10 protein-coding genes, 1 tRNA gene and 1 pseudogene are annotated in these 15,322 nt (G+C 65.0%); 6 read left to right on the top strand and 6 right to left on the bottom strand.

Going from position 1 to position 15,322, the window contains the following annotated elements:
- The first annotated feature begins 29 nt into the window (after positions 1-29).
- The gene (locus tag ACP7C5_RS13875) at positions 30-917 is read left to right on the top strand and encodes an IS6 family transposase (protein WP_426264706.1); all 888 of its coding nucleotides are present in this window, start codon (positions 30-32) and stop codon (positions 915-917) included.
- A gap of 75 nt (positions 918-992) precedes the next feature.
- Here ACP7C5_RS13875 and ACP7C5_RS13870 read toward each other — a convergent pair whose 3' ends face one another.
- A complete protein-coding gene (locus ACP7C5_RS13870; protein WP_426264845.1) occupies positions 993-3,191 on the bottom strand; it encodes a glycoside hydrolase family 3 N-terminal domain-containing protein in 2,199 nt (732 codons plus the stop codon).
- 381 nt (positions 3,192-3,572) lie between these two features.
- Between ACP7C5_RS13870 and ACP7C5_RS13865 the strand changes: the two genes are divergently transcribed.
- Entirely contained in the window at positions 3,573-6,653 is a 3,081-nt protein-coding gene (locus ACP7C5_RS13865; RefSeq protein WP_426264705.1) for a TonB-dependent receptor plug domain-containing protein, read from the top strand.
- A gap of 36 nt (positions 6,654-6,689) precedes the next feature.
- On the opposite strand, the gene ACP7C5_RS13860 is transcribed toward ACP7C5_RS13865, so the two are convergent.
- The gene (locus tag ACP7C5_RS13860; RefSeq protein WP_426264704.1) at positions 6,690-8,135 is read right to left on the bottom strand and encodes a glucoamylase family protein; all 1,446 of its coding nucleotides are present in this window, start codon (positions 8,133-8,135) and stop codon (positions 6,690-6,692) included.
- Between ACP7C5_RS13860 and ACP7C5_RS13855 the strand changes: the two are divergent.
- A pseudogene (locus tag ACP7C5_RS13855) lies at positions 8,029-8,865 on the top strand (MFS transporter); the annotation flags it as partial. The gene ACP7C5_RS13860 and the pseudogene ACP7C5_RS13855 sit on opposite strands and share 107 nt — an antisense overlap.
- A 194-nt stretch (positions 8,866-9,059) precedes the next feature.
- Complete coding sequence (locus ACP7C5_RS13850) at positions 9,060-9,191, top strand: hypothetical protein (RefSeq protein ID WP_426264703.1); 132 nt, start codon at positions 9,060-9,062, stop codon at positions 9,189-9,191.
- Here ACP7C5_RS13850 and ACP7C5_RS13845 read toward each other — a convergent pair.
- Positions 9,175-11,403: a glycoside hydrolase family 3 N-terminal domain-containing protein gene (locus tag ACP7C5_RS13845; protein ID WP_426264844.1), complete on the bottom strand. Its 2,229-nt coding sequence runs from the start codon at positions 11,401-11,403 to the stop codon at positions 9,175-9,177. The two genes, ACP7C5_RS13850 and ACP7C5_RS13845, sit on opposite strands and share 17 nt — an antisense overlap.
- 179 nt (positions 11,404-11,582) lie before the next feature.
- On the opposite strand from ACP7C5_RS13845, the gene ACP7C5_RS13840 reads away from it, so the two are divergent.
- Positions 11,583-12,608 (top strand): LacI family DNA-binding transcriptional regulator, encoded by a 1,026-nt coding sequence (locus ACP7C5_RS13840; protein WP_322163084.1) that lies wholly within the window; start codon positions 11,583-11,585, stop codon positions 12,606-12,608.
- A 256-nt stretch (positions 12,609-12,864) separates the two neighbouring features.
- Here the strand turns inward: ACP7C5_RS13840 and ACP7C5_RS13835 are convergent, their stop codons facing one another.
- Positions 12,865-13,143: a hypothetical protein gene (locus ACP7C5_RS13835; protein WP_426264702.1), complete on the bottom strand. Its 279-nt coding sequence runs from the start codon at positions 13,141-13,143 to the stop codon at positions 12,865-12,867.
- A gap of 615 nt (positions 13,144-13,758) precedes the next feature.
- Between ACP7C5_RS13835 and ACP7C5_RS13830 the strand changes: the two genes are divergently transcribed.
- Positions 13,759-14,172 carry a hypothetical protein gene (locus tag ACP7C5_RS13830; protein ID WP_426264701.1) on the top strand — a complete coding sequence of 138 codons (414 nt, stop codon included), beginning with the start codon at positions 13,759-13,761 and terminating at the stop codon, positions 14,170-14,172.
- Positions 14,173-14,175: 3 nt separating this feature from the next.
- On the opposite strand, the gene ACP7C5_RS13825 is transcribed toward ACP7C5_RS13830, so the two are convergent.
- Both ACP7C5_RS13825 and ACP7C5_RS13820 read right to left on the bottom strand, forming a co-directional pair.
- Positions 14,176-15,138 (bottom strand): hypothetical protein, encoded by a 963-nt coding sequence (locus ACP7C5_RS13825; RefSeq protein WP_426264700.1) that lies wholly within the window; start codon positions 15,136-15,138, stop codon positions 14,176-14,178.
- A 93-nt stretch (positions 15,139-15,231) separates the two neighbouring features.
- Positions 15,232-15,306: transfer RNA gene (locus tag ACP7C5_RS13820), tRNA-Gln, on the bottom strand.
- Between the last annotated feature and the right edge of the window lie 16 nt (positions 15,307-15,322).

Below are 15,322 nucleotides of genomic sequence, written 5' to 3'. Positions count from 1 at the left end.
GGGGGAATTGCAGTTAGATCTACGGTCCGTTGATCGCGCCGCAGCGGATCGACTTGATATTGTTCTTTATTTGTTCTAATGCGGGCATGGCTCGCTTCGATCATCAATCCGAACCGGTCGTCACGCCCGACGACCTTGCCGCAACCGTCCTGACGGCTCTGTCAGACCAACGAGGCGCTCGCTATCGTGGCCCAACGAGCCGCAAATCGAGAGCCCTGCCCCGTAGCCCGTTCCGCCGCTTTAACTCGTCACGCGAAGTGATCCGACTGGTCGTGATGATGTATGTCCGGTTCCCGCTCTCGCTCCGAACCGTAGAGGATCTTCTGTTCGAGCGTGGGATCGACGTTTGTCATGAGACCGTGCGGCAATGGTGGGGGCGGTTCGGCCCGATCTTCGCCGGCGACATCCGGCGGCGGCGGGTCAAATGGATGCGCGGCTTTCGACATTGGCGCTGGCATCTCGACGAGATGTACGTGAAGCTCAACCGTGAGATGGTCTATCTTTGGCGCGCGGTCGATCACGAAGGCGAGGTCCTCGAAAGCTTATTCACCAGGATGCGCGACAAAGCCGCAGCGCTGACCTTCATGAAAAAGACGCTGAAGCGCCATGGGTCGCCGGACGCGATCACGACCGATGGCCTTCGCTCCCACCGCTCAGCGATGAAAGACCTCGGGAATGAAGAAAAGCAGGAGGTCGGTCGCTGGGCCAATAACCGGTTAGAAAACAGCCACCTGCCCTTCCGACGACGAGAACGAGCGATGCTCAGATTCAGACAAATGAAGAGCGTACAAAAATTCGCCAGCGTGCACGCCAACGTCCATAACCACTTCAACCTCGAACGCCATCTCGTTGACCGCAAGACCTACAAGGAACGCCGCTCAGCCGCCCAGGCCGAGTGGCGGTCAGTTATGGGATAAGGCCCGCGCCCAGAAGTCTGACATGCAACGTGGAGAAAGCGGTTCGCGTTAGACTGACAGCACCCGCGCAACCGCTTATACCACTACGATTGAGGCTGGCACGCCCGCGATCGAGGAGGGCGCGACCCAGACATCGAATGCCCCCGGCTCGGCGAAGCGGCGATAGTCGCAATGGACAAAGGCCAAATCCGCCCGCGTAAGCCTGAACGCCACGCGCGCACTTTGCCCGGGGTCGAGGTCGAGATGGCGAATGCCCTTCAGCGCGCGGACCGGCTGGGTAAGGCTTGCGACCTTGTCGTGGATATAGAGCTGCGCCACCTCGTGCAGTCGCCGTTTGCCCGTGTTGGTGATCGTCGCCGAGACGATGATCGCGCCGTCGCCGGCAAGGGTCGTCGCGCTAACCGAGGTGCTGGAATAGCGGGCGGTCGCGTAGCCCAATCCGTGCCCGAACGGGTAGAGCGCTGCGTTCGTCACGTCGCGGTAGCGCGCTTTCCATGTCGGATCCGCGCCGAGTTGCGGGCGGCCGGTGGTGCGATGGTCGTAGAAGAAGGGCTCCTGCCCCGATGCCTGCGGGAAGCTGACCGGCAGGCGGCCCTGCGGCGCGACGGCGCCGAACACGATATCGGCCATCGCATGGCCCGTTTCGGAGCCGAGGAACCAGGTCGCCAGGATCGCCGGCGCCGCGCGCACCGCGCCGCTCAGCGCGAGGGCGCGGCCATGCCGCAGCAGCACGATGACGGGTTTGCCAGTTGCGGCTACCGCTTCTGCCAGCACGCGTTGCGGCTCGGGGATCGTCACCTCGACCCGCGCCTGCGCCTCGCCCGACATGCGCGCACTCTCGCCGATCACTAGCACGACCACGTCCGACGCCTTCGCGGCCGCGACCGCCTCCTCGATCCCGCCCGCGAGCGGCGCCTCGTAATCGGCGCCGCGCGCCACGCGCAGCGTTGCCCCCGGCGCCAGTGCCGCGCGAAACCCCTCTTCCGGTGTGACGCACGACGCGAAATCGGGAAAACTCGCCCAGGGCCCAGGCATGTCGCCCCTGTCGGACACGCAGGGACCGATCAGCGCGATCTTCGCCGATGTCGCCAGCGGTAGCAGATCCCCCTTGTTCTTGAGCAGCACGATCGACTTGCCAGCCGCCTCGCGCGCCAGCACGATCGCCTGCGGCAGGCGCACGTCGCGCTGCTCGCGCGCGAGATCGAGCGATCGATAGGGATTGTCGAACAGCCCGAGCGCCTGCTTGACGCGGAGCACGCGCCGCACCGCGGTATCGACCGTCGCCAGCGTGACCTTTCCCGATCGTACCAGCGCGGGCAGATGTGTGTTGTACAGCCCGCTCTGCATCGAGATGTCGCATCCCGCGTTGATCGCCTTGGCCGCCGCATCGGCGCCATCGGCGGCGAAACCGTGGAGGATCATCTCTTCGTCCGATGTGTAATCGGACACGACCAGCCCCTTATATCCCCATTCGCCGCGCAATATGTCGGTGAGCAGATAGCGGTTGCCGGTCGAAGGCACCCCGGCCACGTCGTTGAAGCTCGCCATCGTCGACAGCGCGCCGGCGTCGAACGCGGCCTTGAACGGTGGCAGATGCGTCTCGCGCAGTGTCGTCTCGGGGATGTCGGCGGTGTTGTAGTCCATGCCGCCCAGCACCGCGCCGTAGCCGGCGAAATGCTTCGGGCAGGCCAGCACGCAATCCTCTGCCGTCAAATCGTCGCCCTGGAATCCGCGCACGCGCGCCGCGGCGAACTGCGCGCCGAGCCAGCTATCCTCGCCCGCGCCCTCGACGACGCGGCCCCAGCGCTGATCGCGCGCGACGTCGACCATCGGCGCGAAGATCCAGTGGATTCCCTTGGCGCTCGCCTCGACCGCCGCCGCGCGCGCGGTGCGCCGGGCGAGCTCGGGATCGAAACTCGCCGCTTCGCCGAGCGGCACGGGAAACGTCGTTTTCATCCCGTGGATCACATCGCCCGCGAAGATCAGCGGGATCTTGTGCGGCCCCTGCTCAACCGCGACACGCTGGAGTTCGCGCCCCGCGGCGACGCCGATGCCGTTGTACAGCCCTGTCATCCGCCCCGCGGCGATCTCGCGCTTCACTGTATCCATGCTCTGCGCGACGAGCCCGGGATTGACCGGCGGCCCGTCGATCCGTGCGGGATCGCTGAAGATGCTGAGCTGTCCGGCCTTCTCCTCGAGGCTCATCGCGGCGATCAGGCGCTCGATCCGCGCATCGCGCATAAGACCGACACGCGCGACCGCGGGCGAAAGCATGATCGAGATCGCCGATACGGACGCGCCCTTGAGCAGCGTGCGGCGCGAAACAAGGCTCGTCACTGGTCATCCTCTCTTGTGCCGTCGCGAATCGCCGTGGCGTCTCGGACGCGACGCATTTTACGCTTGGCGAATGCGCATGAAACCGGTTACTGGGCAAGTCTTGGAACCGGTTACCCGGCCCGTCAGAGGCCGGTTCGGGGTTCCGTCCAGCACCGCGCTGGGGCAGGAAAAGACGGGTGTATCGCACGGGTTTCGGCCCGCAGGGTCGCGCGACATTCCGTCCCGCGCTGCTGCCGACGGCCCCCGCGCACGTGGCCGATCCGCTGACGAACGAGAACATAACGAGGCTGGCATCCGCCTCGAATTAGGGGAGACGACATGAACACGCTGATCAAGGCGAGCCTGAAGGTGGCGCTTGCGACTACCGCCCTCGTCACCGGGACGCTGCTGCTCAGCGCGCCCGCGATGGCGCAGACGACATCGACCGTGCGCGGGCATATCGACGGTGCGACCGCGGGCGCGACCGTCACGCTTACCGATCTCGGCACCGGCCATGTCGAAACGGTCAAGGCCGACGCCAAGGGCGACTATATTCTGGTCGGCCTGCCGCCGAGCACGTATCGCGTGGCCTCGGGCAGTCGCTCGGCCGAAGTCGTCGTGCCGCTTGGCCAGGCGGTCACCGTCGATCTCGCCACACCCGCACCTGCCGCTGCCGGCGGTGGCAACGATATTGTCGTCACCGGATCGCGCGCGCGCGACGTGCGCACCGCGACTGTCGGCGCCAATATCTCGCGCTTCCAGCTCGAGAATTTGCCCAATGGCGACCGCAACTTCCTCAACTTCGCAGCGCTCGCGCCCGGCGTCACCGTCTCGCCGCCGACACTCGGCGGCAAGGCGCGCCAGGTTCAGGCGGGTGGCATCAATTCGGACAATACCAACACATTCATCGACGGCATCAGCATCAAAAATTTGGTGAACCACGGCGGGACGGTTGGGCAGAATCTGTCGTCGGGCAACCCGTTCCCGGCGTCGGCGGTCGATCAGTTCGACGTCCAGACACAGAACTTCAAGGCCGAGTTCGAGCAGGCCGGGTCGGCGGTGATCTCGTCGATCACCAAGACCGGCGGCAACACGTTCCACGGCGAGATCTTCGGCGAATGGCAGCCCAAGGCGTTCATCAGCCGGAACTATGACGACCGCCCGGGCAAGCTCAACAACGCTACCGCGCCGTACGCAGCGAAACCCGATTTCGACACCAAATATTACGGCGCCAACCTCGGCGGCCCGATCATCAAGGACAAGCTCACCTTCTTCGTCGACTTCGAAGGTACCAGCAAGACCTTCGGCGCGAACGACATCAACGTCTATAACGGTACGTTCCTGTCGGCCTTGCCGGCGGCCGCGCAGACCTATGCGCAAAGCGCCAGATCACAGTATAACGGGAGCTTCCCCGCGACCTTCGACGAGAAGCTCTATTTCGGGAAGCTGACGTTCTACGCGACCGCGCGTGATACGGTCAACGTCAGCGCGTTCATCCGCAAGGAATCGAACCTCCAGATCAATGGCGGAGCGACGACGATCGACGCTTCGACCAACAATCGCAACGACGAGCACCGGTATCAGCTGACGTGGAACCATCGTGGCGAAGGCTGGCTCAATGAATTCATTTTCGCGCGCGACGCCGCCGCCAACGGCGCGATCCCCAACGTCACGGGCCCGTCGAGCGTCGTAACCTTCAACAACGGCGCGACGACGGGCGCTGCGGCGCGGGCGCCCAATATCGGCGATACCAGGGTGTTAATCCTCGGCGGCACCAACTTTACGCAGGACGACAACCAATATCAGACGCTGTTTAAGGACAACGTCACCTTCTTCGGCGGGGCGCACACCATCAAGGCCGGCGTGAAGGTCAACTTCACCAAGTTGCAGCGGCTCGAAGATAATAATAGCGCCGGCACCTATTTCTACGATGCCAACACCTTCGTCGGCCTCGGCAATGCAAACACCGGCGCGCCCTATGCCGCGACGATCAACACCGCGGCGGTCAAGCCGGTCACCGCGAACAACACCGAGATTGGCGGCTTCGTCCAGGACGATTGGCGGCCGAACGACCACTGGTTGATCAGCGGCGGCCTGCGCTGGGACTATGAGTCCAACGCGGTTAACAACAACTATGTCACGCCGGCCGCGATCGCTACCGCCCTTCGCGCCTATCCCGGCTGGAAGGCGGCGGGGATCAACGCCGAAGATTACATCTCGACCGGCAACAACCGGAAGCCGTTCCTCGGCGCGTTCCAGCCGCGCTTCGGGATTTCCTATGATGTGAAAGGCGATCGCGATCTCGTTTTCGTGCTCGGCGGCGGACGCTATTATAACCGCTCACTGTTCATCGATTCGGCGATCGAGACCATCAAGAACCAGTATGAATCGGTCGTTACGATCAACACGCCGCCGAATTGCACGCTAGGAACGGCGCGCTGCGTAGCGACGATCCCGACCAACGTCGACCAGTTGCGCACGCTCGCCGCGATGCAGGGCGGCGAGGTCCATGTGCTCAACAACCGGACGCGGATGCCCTATTCGGATCAGGTCAATTTTGCGGTGAAGAAGCGCCTGGGCGTGGTCAACACCTCGATCACTTTCGCCTATATCAAGTCGCACAACATCTATCAGGAAGTGATCGGCAACCGCAATCCGGACGGATCGTACAGCCCGGGCGGCAACCCGGTCTATTCTTATAACGGCGTGCCCTATGCCGCGGGGATCTTCTACGGCACCGCCGCGATCAATACCGCGCCGCTGCCCGGCTATGGCGCGGTCTTCATCGGCAACAGCGACGGTAAGGCGCATTATGCCGCGGTCTATCTCCAGGCCGACAAGCCTTATACCGAGGCGTCGGGCTGGGGCTTCAGCACGACGCTGACGATCTCGAGCTCGCGCTCGAACGACACGCGCAACGGCGCCTCGATCGGCGATCCTTTCAACTTCGACGCGCCAACGATCGGCGCGCAGGGGTATGGCGATTCGAGCGGGCTCGAGCGCTGGCGCTTCGTCGCGACCGGCACCGTCAAGCTGCCGCTCAACATCCGCGCGACGGGCTTTGCAACGATCTCGTCGGGCCCGTCCTATGGCGGTGCGCTTTGCGGCATCCCGACCACCGCGCCCGGCGGCGGCGGCTGCTACACGACCAATTTCGGCATCTATCAGCCGGGTGGAATCGGCTACAAGAACATCGACTTCAACATCGCGAAGACGTTCAAGATGCCCTACGCGCACGGCCATGCGCTGACCGTCTATTTCCAGGCGCTCAACGCGTTCGACTTCGTCAACCGCAACTATTCGACGTTCGGCGGCGGTTTGCAGACGCTCAACGGCGCTGGCCCGACACGCAATCCTGACACTGGCTCGGTCGCGAGCCAGGGGCGCAACTTCAAGATCGGCGCTAAGTACACGTTCTAAGGGCGAGCGCCCCGGGGAAACCCGGGGCGCTGCCTGCTACGCTGCGAGCCAGCCGCCGGTGAAGCCCGCGCGCTGCAGCCCGAGCCGGATCGGCGCCGAGCGGCGCATCAGCCGCCAGATCATGCCGTCGCGCGCATTCGCGATCGCGCCGAGGATCGGTCCTTGGTCGATCCCGAGATAGTTCTCCGACACCCATCCCCGCACCGGATCGACCGCCCCGCGTTGGATCGGCTTTTCAGGGGTGCAAAAGCTCGGGTTGAACGCGTCGTAAAAGCCGTAGCGGCCGTAGAGCCGGTCGCCCTGCTGCTTGTGCAGCGCCAGCGTCGCCGGCACCACAATCTCGGGCGCAAAGGCGAGCGAGCCGATCGCCGCGGTCGGCGCGATCGTGCCGTCGTCGAAACCGTCGGGTTCGTCGACCGGCCCCCGCGCCGAATAGGAGCGGTAATAGGTGATGTGCCCGTTGACGTCATATTGCACGTCGGCCGGGCCGGCGGACGCGGTCAGCCCCCAGATGTCGCGCGAATAGCCCACCCAACCCATCGGGTTGCGGATCGCATAATTCCGTTGCGCCCAGGTCGCGCGGCGGCTGTTCTCGAAATAATCCATCCCCGCTGCGCGCATCGCGGCGTCGCGGATGCCGCGAAAGTCGATCCACATCTGGCTGTATTGGTGGCCGAACATCGGCGCAAAGGCGAGCCGCCGCGTCGCGCCGCTGCCGCGCCAGCACTTCGCGTAGGGCCCACACCACGCCGCCCAGGCATCGGGGCCAACCGCGTGCGTGGGCGATCCCAGCGCGAGCAGATTGACCATCATGCCCTCGTTATAGCCGTCCCAATTGCGCGTGATGAAGCCGGCGCCGGGGTGCCAGCCCATCGACAGCACCGCCTGCCCGCGCCGGAACCACTCCCAATCCGCCCGCGCATAGATCGCTCGGGCAAGCCGGCCGATCTCGCGTTCGTCGGGATGGTCCTGATCATAATATTCGGCGGCGAACAGCATGCCGAGGAACAGTATCGTGCTGTCGACCGTCGACAGTTCAACATCGCGGAAGCGCAGCCCGCTATCCATGTGGAGGAAGTGGTAGAAGAAGCCGCGGAAACCCACGACGCCGGACGTTCCATCGCCCTGCGGCGCCTGATCGAAGAAGCGCAGCGTCGCCAGCGTGCGCTCGCGCGCGGCGGCGCGGCCGATCCAACCACGCTCGACCCCGATCGGATAGGCGGTCAGCGCGAAGCCGACCGCGGCGACGCTGCAGAATTCGGGATTGGGCCAGGCGTCGGGCACCAGCCCGTTCGCCGGATTGCCCGTCTCCCAGAACCAGCGGAAGGTGCGTTGCTCGAGATCGTCGAACAAGGCCGGCAGCTTGGGTGCGCGCATGGAATCGCGGCGGCGATCGCGCGCCTCCGCGGGCGCCGTGACTCCGCCTGCCAACCCTCCCACCGCCATGAAGGTGGAGGCGGCGAAGGTACGGCGATCGATCACAAGGGCTCTCCAGCCCATGCCGGCTAGCGCATCGGGCACCGCGGATGTAACCGGTTACAGAGGTCGGTCAAGCGAAATGCCGAGCGATCAGCCAAGCCGTGCTACCGCGCCCTCGATGACCGATTTTGTAGCCCTTGCACCACAGCTTTCCTGTCCCGCGCGGCTGCGGTTCGCGTCGGGGAATTTCGCGTGCAATCTCTACTGGCAGAGCTCGAGCCTGTTTCTGTTTTTCTATTATACCGACGTACTGCACCTCGCGCCGCAGTTGGCCGGCCTGATCTACATGATCGGTTCGGTGTGGGACGGTATCGCCGATCTGCTGACCGGCATCTGGGCCGAGCGCGGACGGCCCGCTTATGCGCGCGTGATCAGCTATGGCGCGATTCCGCTCGGGCTCGCCTTTCCATTGCTCTATTTCGCGCCGCCGTCCCACGGCATGGCGCTGGTCGTCGGCCTGCTGGTCGCGCAGATCGCGTTCCGGTCGCTCTACGCGCTGGTCAACATCTCCTATGCTGCGTGGAGCGTACGGATCAGCAGCGACAGCCGCGACCGCGCGGCGATCGCGGGCGTGCGGATGCTGTTCGGTACGATCGCCGCGGTGGTGGTCTCGCTGTCCACCGAGCGGATCTCGCTCGCGGTGTCGGGGACGCCGACCGGAACGACGGGGTTCCTCGTCGCGGCGGCGCTATTCGCGGCAATCGCGACGCCGCTTCTGATCCATGTCGCGCGGGTCGCCACACGGCGCGGACGCATCGCCGATCGCGCCGCCGACACCCGTGCTGCGCGGTCTTGCCACGTTGGGCGCCAACCGCGCGTTCGTCACGCTGTGCGCGGCAATGATGTCCATCGCGATCCTATTCCGCGATCGGCTATGCCCCGCAAACCGCGCAGTCGCCCGAAATCATCACCGATATCCGCTGGATCATGGTCGCCGCGCCGATCCTCGGCTGCCTGCTCTCGGCGCTGGCGATGGCCGCCAACCCGCTGCGCCGCGACACGCACCGGCGGATCGTCGCGATGCTGGCCGAGCGCGCCGCGACTACGCCGCCAGCGTAAAGCGGCCCGACACGCCCTCCGCCTCAGCCGATGGCGCGATCCAGACCTGAAACGCGCCGGGCTCGACCGTCGGCTTCATGGCGGTGCCGATAAACGTGAGGTCGGAGCGACGCAGCGTGAAACTCACCTTCTGCGATGCGCCGGGCGCCAGCGTAATCCGCCGATAGGCGACGAGCTGGCGCACCGGGCGCGTGATGCTCGCAGCGACATCGTGCACGTACAGCTGGACGACCTCATCCGCCACGACCTTGCCGGTATTGCTGACCGTCGCCGACACGCTCAGCGTGCCATCTGCCGACACCGTGCCGCCGTTGCTCGTCTCCAAGCCGGCATAGGCGACCTGGCCATAGGTCAGGCCATGCCCGAACGGGAACAGCGCGGTGTTGGGAATGCCGCGATAATGCGCCTTGAACGGCTCAAGCGGACCATCGGGGTTTGGCCGGCCGGTCGCCTTGTGCGCATAGTAATAGGGCGCCTGCCCCGTCGCGCGCGGGAAGCTGACCGGCAGCCGCCCTGACGGGCTGAAGCGCCCGAACAGGATGTCGGCGATCGCCGGCCCGCCTTCCGATCCGAGGAACCACGTCACCAGGATCGCGGGTGCCGCGAGTACCGCCCCGTCGAGCGCCAGCGCGCGACCGTTCTTGAGCAGCACCACGATCGGCTTGCCCGTGGCGGCCAAGGCTTCGGCGAGCACGCGCTGCGCCGCGGGCACGACGATCTCGGTACGCGCCTGCGCCTCGCCCGACATGTCCTGGCTCTCGCCGATCGCGAGCACTACGACATCCGCCGCCTGTGCCGCCGCGACCGCCGCGGCGATTCCGCCGTCGAGCGGCACATCGACGCCCGAGCCCGGCGTCACGCTGATCTCAGCCCGCGGACCGGCTTGCGCCCGCACGCCCGTCGCGAGATCGATCGCATCGGCATCGGATCCATAGACGTTCCACGGGCCGATCAGATCATGCTGTCCCGCCGCGAATGGGCCGACCAGCGCGATCTTGCGGTTCTGCGCCAGAGGCAGCAGCGCGCCATCGTTCTTGAGCAGGACGATCGAGCGCCGAGCCGCGTCGCGCGCCACCGCGCGGTTGGCGGGCGTGCCGATCCGCGCCGCTTCGCGCTTCGCATCGATCCGGCGGAACGGATCGGCGAACAGACCGAGCGCCACCTTCACGCGAAACACGCGCCGCACCGCCTGGTCGAGCCGAGCCATCGGGACGGCGCCCGAACGCACCAAGTCGGGGAGATATTTGATGTACAGCGCGCTCTGCATGCTCATGTCGACACCCGCCAGGAAGGCCAGCCGTGCAGCGTCGCGCTCGTCGGCGGCGAAGCCGTGCGCGATCAATTCCTGATCGCCAGTATAATCCGACACGGTCAGCCCGCCGAAACCCCATTCGTTGCGCAGCACGTCGGTCATCAGCCAATGGCTGGCAGTCGCCGGAATCCCCGCCACTTCGTTGAATGCCGCCATCACCGACCCGGCGCCGGCATCGAGCGCTGCCGCGAACGGCGGAAAATACACGTCGCGCAGGCTTCGCTCGGAAATATCGACCGAATTGTAATCAAGCCCCCCCTCGCCTGCGCCATATGCCGCGAAATGCTTGGCGCAGGCCATCACCGCGTCGTTCGCGGTCAGCGTGCTGCCCTGGAAGCCGCGCACCCGCGCGCGCGCAAAATCGCAGCCGAGCAGCACGTCCTCGCCCGCGCCCTCGACACCGCGCCCCCAACGCGCGTCGCGCGCGATGTCGACCATCGGCGCGAAGGTCCAATCGATCCCCGCCGCCGCCGCCTCCAACGCCGCGACGCGCGCGGTCCGCTCGGCGAGCGCGGGATCGAAGCTCGCCGCCTCACCCAAGGGCACCGGGAACACCGTGCGGAAGCCGTGGATCACGTCGGCAGCGAAGATCAGTGGAATCTTCAACCGGCCGCGCATCGCTGCCTGCTGCATCGCCAGCGCCATTTTCGCGCCATTGCCGTTGAAGACGCCGGTCAGCCGACCAGCCGCGGCGTCCGCCAACTGACTCTCATAGCCACCGGTTGGGGCGATCGGATTGAGCTTGCTTGCGGCGCCGCCCGCCCAGGCCGCAGCCATCAGCGTCAGCTGCCCTGCTTTTTCCTCGAGCGTCATTTGCCCTACTAGCGCCTCGACCGCCAGCGGCAGCGCGCCGGTGCCAAGCGATTCCAGCAGCGCGCTCGCCGGACTGGAGCGCCACATCAGCGCCGCCGCACCGCCGAGCATTAGGCTGCGTCGCGAGACCTGTATCGTGTTCAATCAATCTTCCCCAGTTTTGCGAGGCCTATCGCAAATGTAACCGGTTACAGCAAGAGCCTTGCCGCGGTGCCGCTTTCGTGGTGCAAGCGGGCTTGAGAACAACAGCCGGAAACCTTCGCTTTATGGCGCATGCCACAATCCGTGATGTCGCTCGCGCGGCGAACGTTTCGATCGCCACGGTCTCACGTGCGTTGAACGGCCACGGAAATGTGCGCGCCAATCTGCGCGAGCATGTCCAGTCGGTCGCAGCCGCGCTCGGCTACGTGCCGCACACCGGCGCGCGCAGCCTTAGCTTGGCGCGCACCAACGCGATCGGCGTGATGTTGCCCGATCTTCACGGCGAATTCTATTCGGAGGCGCTGCGCGGCATCGACGCCGAGGCTTCCGCGCGCGGGTTGCAGCTGCTGCTGTCGAACATGCACGGCGATCAGCGCGGCACTGAGACTTTGCGCTTCATGCGCGGGCGTGTCGACGCCCTGATCATCATGGCGCCCGATATCGACCCCGAGCGCCTGCTCGCGCATATCCCGGCGAGTTTGCCGACGGTCCTCATCAGCTGTCCCGACGTCGCGGCGGACCATCCGCAGTTCCGCATCGATAATGTCGCCGCCGCCGATGCGATGGTCGAGCATTTGGTCGCGTCCGGGCGGCGGCGCATCGTCCACCTCTCTGGCCCGCGCGGCAACCGCGATGCCGAGGAGCGCATCGCCGGCTATCGGGCCGCGATGACCCGCCACGGCCTCAACCCGCGCGTCCTGACGGGCGATTTCGACGAGGAATCGGGGACAGCTGCCGCACAGGCGCTGCTCGGAGACGTCGAGGGGCCCGATGCGCTGTTCGCGGCGAACGACATGATGGCGATCGGCGCGCTCGTCGTTTTTCAGCGCGCCGGGCTTAACGTGCCCGACGACATCGCCGTCGCGGGGTTCGACGATATCCCGCTCGCCCGCTTCGTCACTCCGGCCCTCACCACGATGCGTGTGGGGATTGCGGAGATCGGCGCCGAGGCGGTGTCGCGCGCGGCGGCGATTCTCGCCGGGGGGAACGACACCGGGATACGCTGGGTTGCGCCGCAGATCAGGCAGCGTGCGAGCACGATCAGCGGTACTGCCGATACGCCGCCGCCGGCGCCGCACGGCATCTCCTGACGGTCAATAGACCAAGGTCCCGTGGACCAAATTTCGTCGCCGAAAACGCAAATTGGGAGTCTGAACCGTTGGTAAACGGCGTGATTGCTCGTTCAACGGCAACCTAACCTTGGGCGAGCCTATCTCTAAATGGAACGTTAGCTGGATTCATGCTGTTAACGGGCATCGTCCGCTAGCGCACGCCATGAAGCACGTGAATGAACGTCCGGTGTTGGGAATCGTGCGGCGGCCTGAGAACGAGCAGTCATGGGTCAAATCATACCGCGAGTGCACCAAACGCCAGTGACAAGCGGTTTTCAACGATCAGAATAACCACTATATAAGCACCGCGATGCGGCGCGACGATGCGCTCGATCCGTCTGGGCAGGCGGATCATAACGGTCAGGGCGAGTCGGACGCCCGCCCACTGATCGATTCCGCTGCGTGCGGATCGGTAGTCCGGCCTTGAGGTGTCGCCTCTTGGTCGGGGATAATTGGAAAGGGGCCGAACCTTCTCCTTCACCTGCAGCTCAATGGGCTGCCGCTGATGGAGCATTGTTGTGCCCGTTTATCCGTTAGACGACCCCTACTTCGTCACCTGCGTCGGCGCGCCATTGGTTGCGGAACCGCATGTCCAGAAATCGCCCGATCCCATTTACCCCGAAATGGTCAACTTAGGGCGCCTCATACCCGTAAGCGGCTTAGATAAACCGGACAGGTACGCGGAAATACCCATTTTGGGGAAGCGATCGCCGCACCCCGAAGTGGGCAAAGCTGCGTACATTTCTATACTCACTCCGGGGGAAATAATCCGTTTCCCCAAAATGGGCAATCAACGAGCATTTTTTCATAACTACAATGATCTAGGCGAACGCGAGCACGCCGAAAACTCAGTTTCGGGGACACCGTGCCGGGGAACGTGCGTGCAGCATGGAAAAGGACAGCAAGGCGTGTCGTGTCCACCGCGCTTCGCGCCGGCCCGTCTGTCGCTTCGCTCTGTCCGGTCTTCGGTTGAACGACATGCCTTGGCGGGAGGGGGGTCCCCCCTGCCCACACCCTCCCACTACCGCGAGCGGTCAGCCCTGCCCCTTCCGACGCGCGCGCAATGGTCACGCCGCAAGGATGGCGTATACCCGGATCAACCTAGGTTGCTTGACCAGGGAGACTCTCGATGAGCGGTTCTTCGGGGTCTGAACAACGAGCGCGGCGCCACGACGTGCGCATTCGCCTGCGCACCGAGGACGAACTGAGGCAGCTCGACCAGTACGTGAAAGATGCCGGCTTTTATGGACTACATGCACGCGGCGACTGGCTTCGGAGCCATCTGCCAAGCGTCAACATCCAGACCGCACCGCCGCCATCTCCGCCAGCGGTCCACCCGTGGGTCGATACGATTGCCGCCATCGATGGGCTCGCTAACGAGCTTGCGAACGTCAATATGCTGCTCGATCGCATACAGTCCGGGGTGCTGCGCTTTAATGACGCCGACCGGCTCCGCCGTACCTTGCCGGCGACAATCGAAGACCTCCTGATCAAAGCCGGTGCGATCATCGACGTCCTGCACGGACGGATCAAAGACCTATGATCATTAAGGCAAAGCGCGGAAATTCCGCTGAGGGTCTGTTAGTGTATCAACGGCGCCTGAAGGGCGCGCCACGACCACGTCGCGGGTCAGCAGATGCAAGGGCCTCGCGCCCCAACTCTTCTCAAGAAGGCGCGCCGAAGCCTCGAACTGGCTCCGGGTCTTCGCCGTCCACCGGGCTTTCCGCTTCGCGTCCCCCGTGATTTTCGGGCTGTCGGCGATGAAACGGGCCGCGGCCTGCGTCGGCGTCATCGATGCCCAGGGCTCAACGATCTCGACTGCCGCGGGGCCAGAGACGGTAGCCGCCCCTGTCGCGATCGGCGACACCTGCGACCACATCGCCATCGGATCGCGCATCCGACGCCGGAACTCCATCGCGGCCGCGAGCTTGCCTTCGAGCATGACCTTGCGGGCGATCGCCACCGTGTCGGGATCCTGTGCGACGCCGATCCGGTTGAGCGCCTCGACCGCGGCCTCGTCGTTCTCCTCGCGAAATTGGGGCCTCAGCTCGAACAGGCCCATGATCCCGTCCCGCTGGTCCTCGGAGAGGTCGGAAAAGCGCTCGTCGACATGGGCCCGCGTTCCCGCGTGCGGCGGGATGCCGTGCACGACGAAGTCGCGCAGCATCGCCTCGTAGATGTCGACCAGCCCCTCGATCATGAATGTGGCGTCATCGCGATCGGTGCGCTGAAACTGGACGTGGCTGCGGTCGAGCCCGTCCCGCATAGACGCCATCGCCTTGCGGAACATCTCCCCCTTTTGCTCGATCGTCAGGCCACCGCCCTGGCTCATCGTCATCCTCAGCGTCTCGCTCTTTGTCGTCATGGCGCAGGCCATGCGTCGCGCAACGGCCTGATCGGTCGTGCGCAGGCTGATTCTTAAGACGAGAGGCTTACTATCCTGAAAACGCATGGTTCGGCGCCAATAGTAAACCGCGCCACGGCGTTCGACGTTCTGGATGGACGGCATGCCAAGCTCCACATGGAGTCGTCACACCTACCGGCCCAATCCGATAGGCGAAACCTGAGATGCCGTTCCTTTGCAATAGCTTAGCCGGATTACTGGCTGGGGCGGCAGGGTTCGAACCTGCGAATGGCGGCATCAAAAGCCGCTGCCTTACCACTTGGCGACGCCCCAATCCGGGAGGGCGGTG

This window comes from Sphingomonas sp. PWP1-2 (genome assembly GCF_049898305.1).
Taxonomy (GTDB): Bacteria; Pseudomonadota; Alphaproteobacteria; order Sphingomonadales; family Sphingomonadaceae; genus Sphingomonas; species Sphingomonas glacialis.
Note: the sequence above shows the minus strand (reverse complement) of the source record. Positions and strands in the feature narration are given on the sequence as shown.

Coding starts and splice junctions, on each gene's coding strand:
- ACP7C5_RS13850 (WP_426264703.1), top strand. CDS start 9,060: ATGGTCGCCGCGCCGATCCTCGGCTGCCTGCTCTCGGCGCTGGCGATG.
- ACP7C5_RS13830 (WP_426264701.1), top strand. CDS start 13,759: ATGAGCGGTTCTTCGGGGTCTGAACAACGAGCGCGGCGCCACGACGTG.
- ACP7C5_RS13845 (WP_426264844.1), bottom strand. CDS start 11,403: ATGTGGCGCTCCAGTCCGGCGAGCGCGCTGCTGGAATCGCTTGGCACC.
- ACP7C5_RS13870 (WP_426264845.1), bottom strand. CDS start 3,191: ATGCTTTCGCCCGCGGTCGCGCGTGTCGGTCTTATGCGCGATGCGCGG.
- ACP7C5_RS13825 (WP_426264700.1), bottom strand. CDS start 15,138: ATGCCGTCCATCCAGAACGTCGAACGCCGTGGCGCGGTTTACTATTGG.
- ACP7C5_RS13840 (WP_322163084.1), top strand. CDS start 11,583: ATGGCGCATGCCACAATCCGTGATGTCGCTCGCGCGGCGAACGTTTCG.
- ACP7C5_RS13835 (WP_426264702.1), bottom strand. CDS start 13,143: ATGCTCCATCAGCGGCAGCCCATTGAGCTGCAGGTGAAGGAGAAGGTT.
- ACP7C5_RS13865 (WP_426264705.1), top strand. CDS start 3,573: ATGAACACGCTGATCAAGGCGAGCCTGAAGGTGGCGCTTGCGACTACC.